Source organism: Nocardioides sp. NPDC058538 (genome assembly GCF_042719275.1).
Taxonomy (GTDB): Bacteria; Actinomycetota; Actinomycetes; order Propionibacteriales; family Nocardioidaceae; genus Nocardioides.
Genome location: NZ_JBHXNY010000015.1, coordinates 38,859 through 55,291 on the forward strand (window position 1 = coordinate 38,859; position 16,433 = coordinate 55,291).

The window sequence follows — 16,433 nt, forward strand, 5'->3', positions numbered from 1 at the left end:
GATTCATGTGCTCGGAACTCGAAAGGGGCAGTGTCGCGAACCGGTGCTGCCGCCCGAACCCGTACCTCTCCCGTACCCGTGCGGCTACGGGATGCGGACGCGCCGCTCGACGGACGAACTGCTGTCGCTGCCGGTGCCGCCGTCGCCGTAGTCGCGGCCGTAGCCGCCGACGAGCCGGTCATTGCCGGAGTGGCCGTAGAGGGAGTCGTTGCCTGAACCGCCCTCGATCCGGTCCGAACCGCCGAGGCCGACCAGCTTGTTGGCCCCGCCGTTGCCCCGCAGGACGTCTGCGTAGTTCGTGCCGGTCAGCCGCTCGAAGGTCAGCAGGCGATCCGCTCCCGCGCCGGTCGACTGGGTTGCGGTGGTGTTGAGCGCGACCTTCACCCCGTTGCGTACGTTCGAGTACGCGACGGTGTCGGTGCCCGAGCCACCCTCCGCGCGGTCGTTGCCGAGGCCGGGGAAGATCGTGTCGCTGCCGCCTCCACCGAGAAGTACGTTGGCGCCCCCGTCTCCGACGAGACGATCGGCGTACGGGCTGCCCGTCAGGTTCTCCATGCCCGCAAGGGTGTCGCTGCCGCCACCCCCGGTCGCGCGAGACATGGTCGCGGTGACGGGATTGTCGGCAGTGAAGTACGACGCCGTGTCGACGCCGGTGCCGCCGTTCAGCGAGTCGTCGCCGGCGTTGCCCGCCAGCAGATCGTCGCCGCTGTCGCCGCGCAGGGAGTCGGTGTTGCTTCCGCCCTCCAAGGTGTCGTTGCCGCTGCCACCCTCGACCACGTCGTTGCCTGCGTCGCCCTTCAGCCGGTCGTTTCCGCCTCCGCCGAGAACTCGGTCGTTGCCGGCCTCCCCGACGACGTTGTCCGCGCCCTCCCCTGCGCTCACGGTGTCGTTGCCGGGGCCAGCCTTGACCGTGTCGTTCCCGTCCCCGGCGTCGATGGTGTCGGCGGATCCGACGGTGGGGCTGTAGTAGTCCTCGTCGCCGTGGATCGCGTCCGCTTCGCCCTTGCCGTAGATCGAGTCGAGGCCGGGACCGCCGATCAGCTCGTCCTTGCCCGCCCCACCCTCGATGAGGTCGTTCCCGGCGCCACCCCTGATGTAGTTGGACTCCGCGGCCCCGTAGATCTTGTCGTCGCCGGCGTCACCGTTAGCCGACAGCGACGTCGATCCCCCGTAGATGATGTCGTTGCCGTTGCCGCCGTTGGCGTCGCCACCGATCGTGCCTACGCGGATCGTGTCGACCCCGTCACCGCCGTACGCGGCCGAGCTCATGCTGCCGGCGAGGGTGATCGCATCGTCCCCGAGACCGCCGAACACTCGTGCGGCACCCACGCCGTTGTTCAGAGTGTCGTTGCCCTCGTCGCCGCTGATCAGGTCCAACGCGCCATAGGGGCCACCGGTGATCGTGTCGTTCCCGCCACCGCCCCACAGCTCGTCGTGGTCGCTGGAACCGGCATTCCGGTTCTCGAGGAAGGTGTCGTCCCCCTCGCCGCCGTGGACGACGTCGTCGCCGGCGCCGTCGCTGAGCGTGTCGTTCCCGGCTCCGGCGTCGATCCGGTCGTTCCCGTACGCACCGTTGATGACGTCGTCGCCGCTGGTGCCGGCGATCACATCTGCGTAGTCCGTGCCCGTGACCGACTCGAAGCCCACGGCCGTCGCACCCCAGTTGGAGGTGCCCGCCGTCATGTCGAGGTCGATCCCGGCGCCCGAACCACCGAGGTAGAAGACATCGATGGCGCTGTCGTCCGACCCGCCGTCGAGGACATCTCCCTCGGATCTGCCTGCTTCGGCATAGATACGGTCGGCCCCGGGACCGCCGTCGACGACATCAGCGCCGTCACCGGAACTGGCAGAGGGACGTACGAGGTCGTTACCGGCACCCCCGTAGATCGAGTCGCTCCCGCCCTCGCCGTAGATGAGGTCGCTCTTGTCGCCGCCATACACGGTGTCGTCACCCGAACCCCCGCGAATGGCGTCATGGCGAGACTCGGTGTTGCTGTAGATGATGTCGTCCCCGGCCTCGCCGTAGATGGTTCCGACACTGGACGTCTCCCGCATGCAGATGACGTCGGCGCCGCCCAACGCGTGCACGCCGGCGTTGAGCCCTTCCGCCAGCAGGATCACGTCGTCACCCTCGGTCGGGACCTGACCCTCGACGGCGAGGTCGACGGTGATGGGCTTGCCGCCACACTCACCTTCGGCAGCGGCGGCCGAGCCGGCGAGGAGGCCACCGACGCCGAGGGCGACGGCGGGGACGGACAGGAGCCCGAGGAGGGCGTACGAGGAGGCGCGAGAGCGCATGAGAGACCTCACAACGACGAGGGACCGAGGGATGCCGGCGCCGACCCGAATCATGCGCGGAGAGCGAACGATAGCGCTCTCGGACATTCCCGGCCCGCGGTTTTGTCCGGCCCGTTCATTCACTGTGTGGAAGACGTATCGCGCATACTGACTCACCGTGCTTGACCTTTCGCGCCGTGCCCTGCTGCTCTGGGCGGCCTCGCTGTTCGCTCTGTGCGCCCTGATCGGGATCGCGGGGATCAACGGGTGGCCGCCGGTCTCGACGATCGACGAGCTCGGCCGGGACGCGACGGAGGTGACCGCTGAGCATGGCTGGATGCTCGACTTCTGGCACGTCGTCGAGGTGATCACCGAGTGGTATCTCGCTGTCGGCGTCGCCCTCCTGGTCGCCGCGGGACTGTTCCGGACCTACCTGCGCGCCGCGGTCTACGTGTTCGGCGTCGTGGTGATCACGCTGGTCGTACGCCGCGCGGTGGTGCTGATCGTCGACCGGGACCGGCCCGCGTGGCAGCTGGCGTCGTGGTTCCACGAGTCGCCGTCGTACCCGTCCGGTCATGCGACCGGGATCGCGGTGCTGGCAGGCGTGATCGCGGTGGTCGTGACGATGTTCGTACGCCGCCGCGGCATCCGCCGCCTGGCCTACACCGGCCTCATCCTGCTGGTCGTGCTCGTTGCCGCCGACCGGGTCTTCCTCGGACGCCACTACCCCTCCGACGTGCTCGGTGGGATCCTCTTCGCCGCCGGTGCCGTCTTCCTCGGCATGGCGCTCTACACGCCGCTGCCCGCCTCGCACGCGCTGGGGCGGCGGCCGCTGGTCGACTCGGTGCGTGGCAACCGGAAGATCGCGGTCGTCCTCAACCCGATCAAGGTCGAGTCGGTCGAGCATTTCAAGACGATGGTCAACACGATGGCCAAGGAGTCCGGCTGGAAGACGCCGACCTGGCACCTGACCACGGTCGACGACCCGGGCAAGGGGATGGCTCTGGCGGCCCAGGCAGAGGGCGCCGACCTGGTCCTCGTCTGTGGCGGCGACGGCACCGTACGCGAGGTCTGCTCCGCCCTGGCCGGCACCGGCATCGCGGTCGGGATCGTCCCCGGTGGCACCGGCAACCTGCTGGCGCGCAACCTGTCGATCCCGCTCTACATCCGCGCCGCGATCGACGTCGCGCTCACCGGGCAGGACCAGGCGATCGACCTGGTCGAGGTCTCGGGCGACAACCTCGAGGACACCAACTTCCTGGTCATGGCCGGGATGGGCTTCGACGCCGCGATCATGAGCGGCGTCAACGAGGACATCAAGAAGCGCATCGGTTGGATGGCGTACGTCCTCTCCGCCTTCAAGAGTCTGATGTTCCCGGCGATGCGGCTGGAGATCTCCGTCGACGACGGCGAGTTCACCAGGCACCGGGCGCGTACGGTCGTGGTCGGCAACGTCGGCTACCTCCAGGCGAACATGCCGCTGCTGCCGGCGGCAGCGCTCGACGACGGCCTCATCGACGTGGTGCTGCTCTATCCGCAGCGATTCTGGTCCTGGCTCCCGCTCGCGGTCCGGGTGCTGAGCAAGCGTCCGCGCACCGACAATCTGGTCAACCGGATGACCGGTGCCAGCGTCGTGATCCGGACCAACCACGACCAGCCGCGGCAGCTCGACGGCGACACGATCTCCGAGGGTCGCGAGCTCCGTATGCAGTGCCTCCCCGGGCGCCTGCTCGTCCGCGTGCCACGCTGACAGCCAGTCCCGATTCGGTCCTGAATCCAAACGACACGCAGTGGGGCCGAACGTCCCGGGAATCTGGGCCTAAAGTCCCTCTTTCTGCGTGATTTCAGCCCGTTTGGCCTCGATTCTCGTGGCAAAACCGAGCCGACTCGCCGACACAGATGCCTTGTTGACAAGTAAATTTTCATAAGGTGTCTGACACGACTCGGCGTGAGCCGAGTCGTCGTCTTCGACCGGGCTCAAGCCTGACTCCGGCCGACGACGTGGCAAGACCCACACACTGGTCGGAAATCCCCCGCGACCAGTGGTCGACTCCCGGGCCGTCCCACCCGCAGCCCGGGTTTGAAAACCGGCACGCTCGGAACGGTTCCCCCGCCACGCCCGAGCGTGCCGGTGTCGTTTTCGGGCCCGGACCAGCCCGGGTCAGCCCGGGTCAGCTCTTGGGCTTGGCCTGCTGGACGGCCTCGGTCTCCTCGGGCGACATCAGCTGGGACGACTTCCAGGCACTGATGCTCTTCGCGTACGACCTCGCCTCGGTGCGGCCGTGGATCGAGGTGAGCACGACCCCGTCGCCGTTGTCGTCGAGCAGCGCAAGGCACCAGCTCAGGTGGCCGCCGGCGTCTCCGAAGGCGTCGAAGCGCACGACCGCGAGGTGGCGCAGGTTCATCGCCGACTCGGCGCGCAGGGCCGCGACCTCGGCGCGCAGACCGGCGACGTCGGTCGGCAGCGACTCGACGGCGGCAGGGTCGGGGCGACGTACGTCCTTGGTCTTCTGCCAGGCCGCTCCGGCGAGGGCCAGGGCGGCGATTGCTGTCAGCAGACTGAGAATTGCAAGAGCGAGCACAACGGGCGAATCTAGACTGTCGCTGTGTCCGAGCCACATCGCATCGCCTATCAGGGCGAACCAGGGTCCAACTCACACATGGTGTGCCAGCGGTACTACCCCGAGCTGGAGTCGGTGCCGTGCGCCTCGTTCGAAGATGTTTTTGCGGCCGTCGAGGCGGCCAGCGGTGAGCAGAGTGCGTCGCTGGCGATGATCCCGATCGACAACTCCCTCGCCGGGCGGGTGGCCGACATCCACCACTTCCTCCCCGAGTCCAGCCTGCACATCATCGCCGAGCACTACCTGCGGATCAGGTTCCACCTGCTCGGCCTTCCGGGCGCCCACCTGGACGACATCCGTACGGTCCACTCCCACGTCCACGCCCTGGGCCAGTGCCGCAACATCATTCGGGAGCACGGCTTCACGCCGGTCGTCTCCGGCGACACGGCCGGGGCCGCGCGTGAGGTGATCGAGGCCGGCGACCCGACGATGGCCGCGATCTCTCCGCCGCTGGCCGCCTCGATCTACGGGCTGGACGTGCTCGCCACCGACATCGAGGACGCCGACCACAACACCACCCGCTTCGTGGTGCTCTCGCCCGATTTCATCCAGGCTCCCGCCGACGCGGGTCCGGTGGTGACCTCGTTCATCTTCAACGTACGCAACCTCCCCGCGGCCCTCTACAAGGCGCTCGGCGGCTTCGCGACCAACGGCGTCAACATGACCAAGCTGGAGTCCTACATGGTGGATGGGAAGTTCACCGCCACCCAGTTCCTCGCCGAGGTCGACGGCCACCCGGACCAGCCGGGGCTGAAGCGGGCGCTGGAGGAGCTGGCCTTCTTCACCACCGACGTGAAGCTGCTGGGCGTATACCCCGCCGACCCGGCGCGGTTCTGAGTCATGTCGGACGACGAGTCCACCGCCGACCTCGGGTTCGCCCGCGTCGACCTCGACCGGGAGCGCCGCACCGGTGACCCCGAGGTCGTGTACGCCGACGGCAAGACCCCCGAGCAGGTCGTCGCGATCCTTCGCCGGCTGCACGAGGCGCATCCCTCGCGCGCCGTCCTGGCCACTCGAGTCTCCGCCGAGGCGGCCGCCCGGGTCGCGGCCGAGCTGCCGACGGCAGTCCACGACGCCGAGGCCCGCGCGGTCACGCTCGGGCCGCTGCCGACCCCGCACGGCCGGGTGTGCGTCGTCGCCGCCGGGACGTCCGACGGACCGGTCGCGGCCGAGGCCGCGCTCGCCTGTCGGGTCCATGGCGCCGGGGTCGAGCGGATCACCGACGTCGGTGTCGCCGGGATCCACCGTCTTCTGGCCGTACGCGACCGGCTCGATGCCGCCGACTGCCTGATCGTCGTCGCCGGGATGGAAGGTGCCTTGCCCTCCGTGGTCGGCGGGCTCGTGGGCGTGCCGATGATCGGGGTGCCGACGTCCGTCGGCTACGGCGCCTCCTTCGGCGGGCTGGCCGCGCTGCTGGCGATGCTCAACTCGTGCGCTCCCGGCGTGACCGTGGTCAACATCGACAACGGCTACGGTGCTGGCGTCGCGGCGGCTCGGATCGCCAGGCGGGCCCGAGGAGGGGAACCGTGAGGACGGACCCCCTCGAGCCGGGTGGACATCAGCGAGAAGTGGTCAAAAGTGGTCGCCGTCCGACGGGTAGGGCGGCCCATTTCGACCACTCTGGGAGCTCTCGATGAGGATCTGGATCGATGCCTCCTCAGGAGCCTCAGGGGACATGCTGCTCGGCGCGCTCGTTGGCGCCGACGTGCCGCTGTCTCTCATCGCCTCCGCGGTCGATGCGGTCACCCCTGAGCCGGTGGGTCTCGCCTCCGAGCAGGTGATGCGCGGTGCTCTCGCCGCGACCCGGTGCCATGTCGAGATCGCCGACTCGGCCCATCACCGCACCTGGACCGACGTCCGGGCACTGCTCACCGACGCCGCCCTGGACGATGCCGTGCGCGACCTGGCACTCCGGGTCTTCGAGCGCCTCGCCGTCGCCGAGGGGGCCGTCCACGGGATCCCACCCGAGGATGTTCACTTCCACGAGGTCGGGGCGCTGGACGCGATCGCGGACGTGGTCGGAGTCTGCGCCGGCTTCGCGCACCTGGGTGCAACCGAGGTGGTCGTCTCCCCGATCGCGGTTGGATCCGGGTCGATCCGGACGGCGCACGGCACTCTCCCAGTGCCGCCTCCGGCCGTGGCGCGGCTGCTCACCGGCGTACCTTCCTTTGCGGGGCCGCTCGGGCATCCCGAGATGGAGATGTGCACGCCGACCGGCGCCGCGCTGCTCACCACCCTCGCCACCTCATGGGGCGACCAGCCGCCGCTGACGACCCGAGCGGTCGGCGTCGGCGCCGGCGGCAGGAACCCGGAGGGCTGGTCGAACACGCTGCGCCTGCTGATCGGTGACGCTGCGGTGCGGCCGGGGGCAGAATCCCGCCATGGCGGGGAAATGCGGGCGGGTCGGGCGGCTGGCGACGACATTTTCCCGCCATGGCGGGAAAATGCGCCGACCGAACTCGTCATCGAGGCGAACATCGACGATCTCGACCCGCGACTGATCCCCGGTGCGCTCGACGCGCTCCTGGCGGCCGGCGCGCACGACGCCTGGGTCACGCCGATCCTGATGAAGAAGGGCCGACCGGCCTACACCCTCCACGCGCTCACCCGTCCCGATGCCGCCGAGGCGGTCCGGCGGGTGCTCTTCCGGGAGACCTCGACGATCGGCGTACGCGAGCACGAGGTCGTCAAGCACGCCCTGCCGCGCGAGATGCTGACCGTGAGCGTCGGCGGCCAGCCGATCGCGGTCAAGGCCGCCCGCCTCGACGGCGAGATCGTCAACCTGCAGCCCGAGTGGGACGACGTCGCCCGCGCGGCTGCCGCGCTCGATCGCCCGCCGATCGACGTGCTCGCCGAGGCGAAGGCCGCCGCCCTCGCCCGACCGCTGGTCGAGCCGGATTCGTGAGGTACGAGCGAATCCGTGTCGAGACCAACATGGATCAATCGAGCGCGACCGCACCGTGTTGGTCTCGACACGCCTCCGCCTAGCGGCTCCGGCGGCTCGACCGACGGGCCGGCCCAGCGGCTCCGGCGGCTGCACCGCCAGGATGCGACGATATGAGCCGGACGTAAAGAAACTGGAACGGAACCCTGATGGACATCACCGTCGTCGCGCTGGCCTTCGCCGCGATCTTCGTCGTCGAGCTCCCGGACAAGACGTTCCTGGCGACACTGGTGCTCTCGACGAAGTACCGGCCGATCTTCGTGTGGCTCGGCGTCGGCGCGGCGTTCGCGGTCCAGACGCTCATCGCGGTGGCGATCGGCGGGGTGGCGACGCTCCTCCCGACCGATCTGATCCACATCGTCGCCGCCCTGCTCTTCCTCGGCGGCGCGGTGTTCCTGTTCATCGAGGGGCGCCGCCACCACGGCACCGCATCCGAGGACGACGGCAGCGAGTTCGCCGAGAAGGCGAAGGACGTACGCGGCTTCCGCCAGGTCCTGGCCAGCTTCATGGTCCTCTTCGCGGCCGAGTGGGGGGACCTCTCCCAGCTGCTGAGCGTCTCGCTGGTGGCTCGCTACCACGACCCGGTCTCGGTCTTCATCGGCTCCTGGGCCGCGTTGCTGGCGGTGTCGGGGCTCGCGGTGCTGCTGGGACGTACGCTGCTCCGGTTCATCAAGCTGCACGTCCTGCACTATGTCGGCGCTGTGGTCTGCCTCGTCCTGGGCATCCTGACGTTGGTCGAGGTGTTCGCCTGAGCTTGTCGAAGGGTGTTCGCCTGAGCGGCTTCATCTAGGCTCTGCGCCATGGTGAGACTTGGCGCCGACAGCGAGGTCGGACGACTGCGTACGGTAATGCTCCACCGGCCCGGCCGGGAGCTGACCCGGCTGACGCCGCGCAACAACGACAAGCTGCTCTTCGACGGCATCCCGTGGGTCAAGCGGGCACAGGACGAGCACGACGCCTTCGCGGCCGCGCTGCGGGATCGCGACGTCGAGGTGCTCTACCTGACCGACCTGCTCACCGAGACCCTCGAGGTGCCCGAGGCGCGGAAGCTGGCGCTCGAGAACGTGCTGGGCTCGCTCACCCTCGGCGACACCCTGCGCGACTACCTGAGCGGCGCCCTCGCTGACGCCGGACCGACCGAGCTGACCGACCACCTGACCGCCGGCGTCCGCAACGACGAGGTACGCGGCGGCCACGGCCTGGTCACCAGCCTCCTCGCCCACGACGACTTCCTGATCGACCCGCTCCCCAACCTGCTCTTCACCCGCGACTCGTCGGTGTGGATCCGCGACCGGGCGACGGTCACCTCGCTGGCGATGCCGGCTCGCAAGCGCGAGACCGCGCTCACCGAGCTGATCTACCAGTTCCACCCGCGCTTCCGGGCCAGCCCGCGGCTGCACGGCGCCCACTTGGAGCACGTCGAGGGTGGGGACGTACTCCTCCTCGCTCCCGGTGTCGTCGCGGTCGGGGTCGGCGAGCGCACCACCCCCGCCGGGGCCGAGCGGCTCGCCCGCCAGGTCTTCGCCGAGGAGCTCGCCCACACCGTGCTCGCGGTGCCGATCGCGCAGGAGCGCGCGACGATGCACCTGGACACCATCGCCACGCTGGTGAACACCGACAAGATGGTGATCTACCCGAACGCGGTCGACTCGCTGGTGGCGTACGCCGTGACCCCCGCGGGCGGCGACGGCCAGCTGAACATCGCGGCCCCGCGCCCGTTCCTCGAGGTCGCGGCCGAGGCGATGGGGATCGACAAGCTTCACCACATCGACACCGGGCTCGACCCGGTCGCCGCCGAGCGCGAGCAGTGGGACGACGGCAACAACACCCTGGCACTGGCGCCGGGCGTGGTCGTGGCGTACGAGCGCAACACCCAGACCAACGGAGCGCTGGAGGCTGCCGGTATCGAGGTCATCGCGATCGCCGGTTCCGAGCTGGGCTCCGGCCGCGGCGGCCCCCGATGCATGAGCTGTCCGATCGCCCGCGACCCGCTGCCCGCATAGGCGACTACACCCGCGGGTAACCCCTGTAGACGAACATCGTTGATCTCTGTAACTGCCGTCACATCGCGGCAGCACCCCACAGCCGACCCCGAAGGAAACCCTCGTGACCGAGTCGTTCTTCTCCATGTTCACGCCCAAGGAGATCGCGCACATCAGCGCCACCGGCACCCGCGTGCACCTGCCCGAGGGCTGGTCGCCGATCTGGGAGGACACCCCGCCGGACAAGGCCTACATCATCCTCGACGGCACCGTCTCGGTCCGCCGGGACAAGGTGGAGATCGCCCAGTGCGGCCCCGGCGACATCATCGGTGAGGCCGCGATCATGCGGGGCTCGCTGCGCACGGCCTCCATCGTCGCCCTCACCCCGCTCGACCTGATCCACCTCAGCGCCGACCAGCTGCAGCAGCTGTCCGTCGAGATGCCGACGTTCGCACGGGCGCTGGAGAAGGTCGCCAAGGAGAGGTTCGACTCCTGACGCTCGAGGACCAGGCTGACGAGGGCCTCGGCCAAGGCCGTAGCCGTGAGGCAGACATCGAGCTGGCCGAGGCGCTCGCCGTGGTCGAGTCCTTCGTCCTCGGCCAGACGCCCACGCTGACCCGCGCCGAGGTGGCGGAGGCTGCCGGCGTGCCCATGGAGGTCACCGAGGACCTCTGGCACCATCTCGGCTTCCCGCATGCGGGCGAGGACGAGATCGCCTTCACCGAGGCAGATGTCGAGGCGTTGCGGATGACGCAGGAGCTCGTACGCCTCGGGGTGCTCAGCGAGGACCGCCAGGCGGCGCTCGTGCGGACCTGGGGACGGTCCTACGCGCGCCTGGCCGAGTGGCAGACCTCGCTGCTGGCCGAGGTCGCCCGGGAGCGGGGTGGCGACGAGGTCGAGGACCTGGTCGCCCTGACGGGGCAGGTGCTGCCGCTGGTCGAGTCGCTGCAGGACTATGTCTGGCGCCGCCATCTGGTCAGCGCGGCGCGGCGGATGCTCACCGTCGCGGACGCCTCCGCGGTGCCGCTCGCGGTCGGCTTCCTCGACATCGTCGGCTACACCTCCCGCTCCAAACGGCTCAGCGACAAGGAGCTGGTCGACTGGGTCGAGGAGTTCGAGGACACCTGCTCCGACATCGTCGTCGAGCACGGCGGGCGGGTGATCAAGTATCTCGGCGACGGGGTGTTCTTCACCTTCGAGGACGTCGCCGCCGCGGCCCGGACCGCCCTGGACCTGGCCGCCCTCGGAGAGGATCGCGACAGCGCGTTTCCGCACGTCAGAGCCGGGATATCCTACGGCGACGTGGTTCTCCGGCTCGGCGACGTCTTCGGGCCGACAGTCAACATCGCCGCCCGCCTCACGACCGTCGCCCGGCCCTCGTCGGTGGTCATCGACGAGAACGCCGCCGCCGCGCTCGAGGACGTCGACGGCTTCCAGGTCGAGAAGATGCGGCGTACGAGCGTGAAGGGCTACTCCCGCCTGCAGGCGTTCCGGCTGCGTTCCCAATCCGACTGAACCCACCCGACCGAACCGGGCCAGGAAAGTCGGGCCCGGAGAGGTGCTCCCCAGCCAGGCTTGATGGCGAAAGGAGGACCACATGATCGGCACGCTCAACACCCTGGTCGACCTGGTCGAGACGGAGCTTCGCAGCGGGCTCACCGGTGAGGTCGACGTGGCTCGGGTCGCCCGCGACCACGGCACCACCGAGTACCACCTGCGCCGGATGTTCTCGGCGCTGGCCGGGATGCCCCTGTCCGAATACGTACGCCGCCGCCGGATGACCCTGGCAGCGGCCGACCTGGTGGCCGGCGCCCCTGACCTCCTGGAGGTCGCGGTGCGCTACGGCTACGGCTCGACCGAGGCGTTCGGGCGCGCGTTCCGTGCCGTGCACGGAACGGCTCCCGCCGACGTACGCCGATCCGGTGGTCCGCTACGCACACAACCCACGCTCAGGTTCCGCCTGAGCGTCGAAGGGAGCACCCCGATGGACGTCACCATCAACGACATGCCCGAGCTGCGGCTGGTCGGCCACGCCACCAAGGTCCCGCTGATCTACGAGGGCGTGAACCCGCACATCCAGACCCACATCGCCTCGATCGCGCCCGAGGATCACGTTCGGCTCAAGGAGCTCAACGACACCGACCCGCGCGGCATCCTCGCCGTCACCGACTCCCCGTCGCCCGACGCGCAGGAGGGGACGATGATCACTTACCTGCACGGGGTCGCGGTCACGCCGTCGGCCGCGGTGCCGGACGGGCTCGACAGCATCACCGTGCCGGCCGGCTCCTGGGCAGTCTTCACCTCCAGCGGCCCGCACCCGGAGACGCTGCAACGGCTCTGGTCCTCGACCGCCACCGACTGGTTCCCGTCGAACCCGTGGCGGCTCCGCCCCGGGCCGTCCGTCCTGCGCTACCTCGAGCTCACCGAGACGTACGCCTCGTGCGAGCTCTGGTTGCCGGTGGAGCGGGCGTGATGGTTCGGCGGATGTTCACCGAGGTAACTCGGTGAACGGTCGCTTTCCTCGCGGAACTCCACGAAGGAGGTGAGTGCTGACCGAGGTACCTCGGTCAGCATCCACCCCGTCAGCGGATGGTGACCTGTCGGTTGGCGAGCCCGGCGCGAGCCGAGCGCACCTCGGGGGTGATCTCGGAGTCGTCGGCGAGCGCCTCGTCGAGCAGCTTCTTGAACGCCACCGCCGGCTCCTCGAGCGCCTCGGCGCCGGTGCCGACCGGCAGGTCCCAGACGGGGGCGAGCAGACCGTGGGCACGGAACATGCCGACGAAACGAGCGTCAGGGACGATCACGTCCTCGCCGGTCACGTGCAGGCGTGCGAGCGCGGTCAGCAGGGCGTCCTCGGGCTCGGGCATCACCCAGCGCAGGTGCTCCTTGGAGCCGACCGAGGTCCAGTACGCAGCCTCGACCGACGCCAGTCGCAGCGTCGGCAGCACCGACTCGTTGGCGTGCTCGAGGGCGTGCTCGAAGTCGCCCTTGTCCTCGACGTCGGCGAGCCACCAGTCGAAGCCCTCGTGGACAGTGACGTCCAGGGACTCGTTGGTGACGATGTCCTGGAGCCGCGGGCCCGGGCCCGGCGCGGAGGTGAGACCGAAGATGCCGGACTCGCCCGCGGCGCGGCTCTCCAGCGCCTGGAGCAGCGCGGCGGCCACGTCACGCGAGACGTCGCCGTAGTTGTGCTGCACCTGCAGCCCGGCCCATACCTCGCCCGAGTCGCGCGACATCGCCGGCGCGGCGCCCGGCAGCAGGGTGCCCAACGTGACGGGGGTCGACTCGAAGCCCTTCACCGTCAGCGACACCGTCGCCGAGGGCACCAGCTCACGCAGTGCGACCAGGTCGCACTCGCCGGGCAGGCCCTCGAACGGGCGCCCCACGAACGCGCCGCCGGCGGCACCGTGGCACGCCTTGTAGCGCTTGCCGGACCCGCACGGGCACGCCGCGCGCGGGTTGGGACCGTCCGTCGGGGCCGCAGCCGCCTGACGGTTCTTGACTCGGGACTTCTTGGCCACGGCCAAACCCTAACCTGCCGGGCCCGCGCGCCAGGTAACACGCCTCAGCGGCCGAGCAGCTCCAGCATGAACCCCGGCCGGTCGGTGATGACCGCGTTGACCCCGATGTCGAGGCAGAGCTTGAGCTGCTCCTCGGTGTTGACGGTGTAGACGTGCAGGTTGCGGCCCTTCGACGCGAGCCGCCGCCCGAGCTTCGGGTGGGCGGTGAGCATCTCGATGCTGGCCCCGAGCCACCAGTCCGGGCCGATCGTGTGCCGCAGGAGCGACCAGTTGGCGGCGCGGTCGACGAGCTGGACCAGAGGTACGCCCGGCGCCAGCCGCTCCACGCGCTGCAGCGCCGTGAACGAGAAGCTCATCACCCGCACCGGGCTGCCCGGACCGGCCCAGCCGAAGTCGTTGAGAACGTCGACCAGACGCCCCTCGGTCAGCCCGCCGTAGCGCGTCGGGTGCTTGGTCTCGATCGCCATCTCGACGTGCCGGCCGTAGTCACGCACGACCCGCAGCAGCCGGTGCAGCGTGAGCACGCCGCGCATGTCCCGGTCGGGCGGCTCGTCCTCCCCCTCCCAGAACCCGTTCTTCCAGGCCGCGAAGTCGATCGCCTGCAGCTCGGCGAGGGTCATCTCCGAGACCAGCCCCCGCGCGCCGATGCGGCGCAGATGGCGGTCGTGGACGCAGACGAGATGCCCGTCCATGGTCAGACGTACGTCGCACTCCAAGGCGTCCGCGCCCGCATCCAGGGCTGCGACGTACGCAGCGAGGGTGTGCTCCGCGATCTCATGACTGGCGCCGCGATGCGCGACGACCTGGGTCCTCATGAGGAGATTGTTGTCCATCGGACAACCGCGTGGGCGCACGACACGACGCCGAAAAGCGTTACCCCGTGACGTACGCCCTCCGGCATCGTCTCGCGAACACGATCCGGTTCGGAGGAGACAGATGGATCTCGGAGACCACAACGTCGGCGGCCCGCGGGACCTGGGTCACTTCCAGGGCCAGGCAGCGTTCGACCGCTTCGCGGTGCCTAGAACGGCACGACCGCGAACCGACCGAACGCCACGAAGGCCGCCAGCGACCAGAAGACCAGGTCACCGGCGGCGGAGCCCCACTCCTTGCGGATGATGCGGGTGGTGGTCGCACCGGTCATGAGCAGCACCAGCCCGAGAGCGGCGAACGGCACCACCCAGGTGGCGACCCCGGTCACTACGGGCAGGATCAGCCCGGCCGCGGCCAGCACCTTCATCACGCCGATGACCTTGAGGAAGCCGCCGGGGAAGTCGTCGGCGTAGTGCCACCCCTCGAAGGCGTTGCGAAACCTCTCCTTCGACAGCAGCAGCATCGCCAGTCCGCCGGCCAGGAACCCGGCAGCCAGAAAGATCGTCACGATCCACAAGATGATGTTCATGCCACCGAGACGAGGTACGTCGCCAGGCTGTGACATCGAACGGAGAGATCACCGCCCGCCGGTCACCCGCAGCGTCGTGGCGGTGACGTACCCGGCCTTCTCGCTCATCAGCCAGGCGACTGCCTCGGCGACCTCGTCGGGTGAGCCTGCACGGCCGATCGGGATCTGGGGCGCCATCCGGGCGATCCGGCCGGGGTCGCCGGTGTTGGCATGCATGTCGGTCTCGGTGAGCCCGGGGGCGACCGCGACGACCCGGATGCCGAGCGGGGCGACCTCGAGCCCGAGGCCCTTCGTGAGCGCGTCGATCCCGGCCTTGGCGGCGGCGTAGTGGACGTACTCCCCCGGCGATCCGAGCGTGGCGGCGCCGGAGGAGATGTTGACGATCACCCCGCCCTCGGCGAGCGCGGACACGGCCGCGCGGGCAATCAGCGTGGGACCGACCAGGTTGACCGCGTACGTCCTCCGGATCTCGTCGGTCGGAGTGTCGACGAGGGGCGCGTAGCGGTAGGTCGCGCCTGCGTTGTTGACCACGCCGGTCACCGGGCCGGCGGCCTCGAAGAGCGCGGCGATCCCGGCGTCGGTGGTGATGTCGGCGGCCACGATCTCGCAGGAGACCCCGAGCGCCCTGATCTCGTCGCGCGTCGCGACAGCAGCAGCTTCGTCGGACAGATATCCGAGCACGAGAGAGTGGCCGTCAGCGGCCAGTCGACGAGCGACAGCGGCACCGATCCCGCGGGTGCCTCCGGTGATGAGAGAGCGTTTCACACCCGAAGAGTGTCACGCAGCCTCCACGCCACCAACGCCAGTGCCAGGACTCCGGCGAGCGCCCATCCGGCGGGGTAGTGCACCGCGGGTTCGTTCCAGCGCTCGTGGAAGTAGACCAGGTGTGAGGAGAGCAGCCCGGCGTCGACCGAACGGCCCTCCTGGATGAGTACGCCGATGGCCACCAGCACCGTCAGCAGCGTCTGCATCGCCCAGCCCAGGATCCAGGCGGGCACCCAGGCGACGACGTCGACGGCGCGGCGTACGGACGTCACGAGCACGGTGACCAGGGCAGCGGCCAGCAGCGCGTCGATGACCGACGACGGCAGCTCGCCGGGGAGCATCCCATCGAGCCAGAGAGGTACGCACACGGCCGGCGCGGCCAGCATCGGCGCCCGCAGCACGCACGGCCCGAGGCTCGCGGCGAGACCGGCGGCGAGACCGGCGACCGTCGTGATCGCGGCGACGGCGATCAGATGGGTCAGCATCGACGAGTTGGTCGCCGCCGGCCCGGCGGCGAACATCAGCCCGAGGAAGGCCGCGGCCACGACACCGGCGCCGGCAAGCACCGCGCTGAGCAGCCGGCGGTCCGGGCGCAGCCCCGCAGCGAGCCCACCGAGCGCGGCGGCGAGCAATGTGAACGAGACCAGCTCGGCGACCATCGGGGCTAGCAGGAGCGGCTGCGGCTGGACGAGCTGCGGAAGGAAACCGACGCCCCAACCCGCGGCAGCGACCAGCGGAACCATCCACAGACGAGTCCGTTCAGTCATGTCGTCCACGGTGACAGGCGGAAGGTGAGGCCAGGCGGCGTACCGGGGAACACCAGCCCAACGTCAGGTGGCCCGACCGTTGCCGTTCTTCCCCAAGGTGGGTGGATTTCTAATTGCAGGGCGCCGATCGGGAATACCTGGGTAGGCTCAAGGG

16 protein-coding genes are annotated in these 16,433 nt (G+C 69.7%); 9 read left to right on the forward strand and 7 right to left on the reverse strand.

Annotated features, from left to right (window positions below; genetic code table 11):
* Positions 1–84 precede the first annotated feature (84 nt).
* Complete coding sequence (locus ACFWQC_RS15220; protein WP_378679260.1) at positions 85–2,298, reverse strand: calcium-binding protein; 2,214 nt, start codon at positions 2,296–2,298, stop codon at positions 85–87.
* 157 nt (positions 2,299–2,455) lie between these two features.
* Between ACFWQC_RS15220 and ACFWQC_RS15225 the strand changes: the two genes are divergently transcribed.
* The gene (locus ACFWQC_RS15225; RefSeq protein WP_378679263.1) at positions 2,456–4,027 is read left to right on the forward strand and encodes a YegS/Rv2252/BmrU family lipid kinase; all 1,572 of its coding nucleotides are present in this window, start codon (positions 2,456–2,458) and stop codon (positions 4,025–4,027) included.
* A 421-nt stretch (positions 4,028–4,448) separates the two neighbouring features.
* On the opposite strand, the gene ACFWQC_RS15230 is transcribed toward ACFWQC_RS15225, so the two are convergent.
* Positions 4,449–4,859, reverse strand: coding sequence for a DUF4446 family protein (locus ACFWQC_RS15230; protein WP_378679266.1), 411 nt, complete (start codon positions 4,857–4,859; stop codon positions 4,449–4,451).
* A gap of 24 nt (positions 4,860–4,883) precedes the next feature.
* Here ACFWQC_RS15230 and ACFWQC_RS15235 point away from each other — a divergent pair, with 24 nt between their 5' ends.
* From ACFWQC_RS15235 to ACFWQC_RS15270, 8 genes are all read left to right on the forward strand, one after another.
* Positions 4,884–5,735, forward strand: a complete 852-nt coding sequence (locus ACFWQC_RS15235) for a prephenate dehydratase (protein ID WP_378679269.1) — start codon at positions 4,884–4,886, stop codon at positions 5,733–5,735.
* A gap of 3 nt (positions 5,736–5,738) precedes the next feature.
* Entirely contained in the window at positions 5,739–6,428 is a 690-nt protein-coding gene (larB, locus tag ACFWQC_RS15240; protein ID WP_378679272.1) for a nickel pincer cofactor biosynthesis protein LarB, read from the forward strand.
* A 103-nt stretch (positions 6,429–6,531) separates the two neighbouring features.
* Entirely contained in the window at positions 6,532–7,803 is a 1,272-nt protein-coding gene (larC, locus tag ACFWQC_RS15245; protein ID WP_378679275.1) for a nickel pincer cofactor biosynthesis protein LarC, read from the forward strand.
* A gap of 188 nt (positions 7,804–7,991) precedes the next feature.
* The gene (locus tag ACFWQC_RS15250; RefSeq protein WP_355018704.1) at positions 7,992–8,594 is read left to right on the forward strand and encodes a TMEM165/GDT1 family protein; all 603 of its coding nucleotides are present in this window, start codon (positions 7,992–7,994) and stop codon (positions 8,592–8,594) included.
* 48 nt (positions 8,595–8,642) lie between these two features.
* Positions 8,643–9,845 (forward strand): arginine deiminase, encoded by a 1,203-nt coding sequence (locus ACFWQC_RS15255; protein WP_378679279.1) that lies wholly within the window; start codon positions 8,643–8,645, stop codon positions 9,843–9,845.
* Positions 9,846–9,948: 103 nt separating this feature from the next.
* Positions 9,949–10,320, forward strand: a complete 372-nt coding sequence (locus ACFWQC_RS15260) for a cyclic nucleotide-binding domain-containing protein (protein WP_378679282.1) — start codon at positions 9,949–9,951, stop codon at positions 10,318–10,320.
* A gap of 80 nt (positions 10,321–10,400) precedes the next feature.
* Complete coding sequence (locus ACFWQC_RS15265) at positions 10,401–11,339, forward strand: adenylate/guanylate cyclase domain-containing protein (protein ID WP_378679285.1); 939 nt, start codon at positions 10,401–10,403, stop codon at positions 11,337–11,339.
* A gap of 82 nt (positions 11,340–11,421) precedes the next feature.
* Positions 11,422–12,297, forward strand: a complete 876-nt coding sequence (locus ACFWQC_RS15270; protein WP_378679287.1) for a GyrI-like domain-containing protein — start codon at positions 11,422–11,424, stop codon at positions 12,295–12,297.
* Positions 12,298–12,406: 109 nt separating this feature from the next.
* Here the strand turns inward: ACFWQC_RS15270 and ACFWQC_RS15275 are convergent, their stop codons facing one another.
* The 5 genes from ACFWQC_RS15275 to ACFWQC_RS15295 form a co-directional block, all read right to left on the reverse strand.
* On the reverse strand, positions 12,407–13,345 hold the full coding sequence (locus ACFWQC_RS15275) for a DUF5926 family protein (RefSeq protein ID WP_378679290.1): 939 nt from the start codon (positions 13,343–13,345) through the stop codon (positions 12,407–12,409).
* A 44-nt stretch (positions 13,346–13,389) separates the two neighbouring features.
* On the reverse strand, positions 13,390–14,160 hold the full coding sequence (locus ACFWQC_RS15280) for a glycerophosphodiester phosphodiesterase family protein (RefSeq protein ID WP_378679293.1): 771 nt from the start codon (positions 14,158–14,160) through the stop codon (positions 13,390–13,392).
* A 206-nt stretch (positions 14,161–14,366) separates the two neighbouring features.
* Positions 14,367–14,747, reverse strand: coding sequence for a DoxX family protein (locus tag ACFWQC_RS15285; protein WP_378679295.1), 381 nt, complete (start codon positions 14,745–14,747; stop codon positions 14,367–14,369).
* Positions 14,748–14,795: 48 nt separating this feature from the next.
* Positions 14,796–15,512 (reverse strand): SDR family NAD(P)-dependent oxidoreductase, encoded by a 717-nt coding sequence (locus ACFWQC_RS15290; protein WP_378679298.1) that lies wholly within the window; start codon positions 15,510–15,512, stop codon positions 14,796–14,798.
* A complete protein-coding gene (locus ACFWQC_RS15295) occupies positions 15,509–16,279 on the reverse strand; it encodes a hypothetical protein (RefSeq protein ID WP_378679300.1) in 771 nt (256 codons plus the stop codon). The genes ACFWQC_RS15290 and ACFWQC_RS15295 overlap by 4 nt, the downstream gene beginning before the upstream one ends.
* Positions 16,280–16,433: the final 154 nt, after the last annotated feature.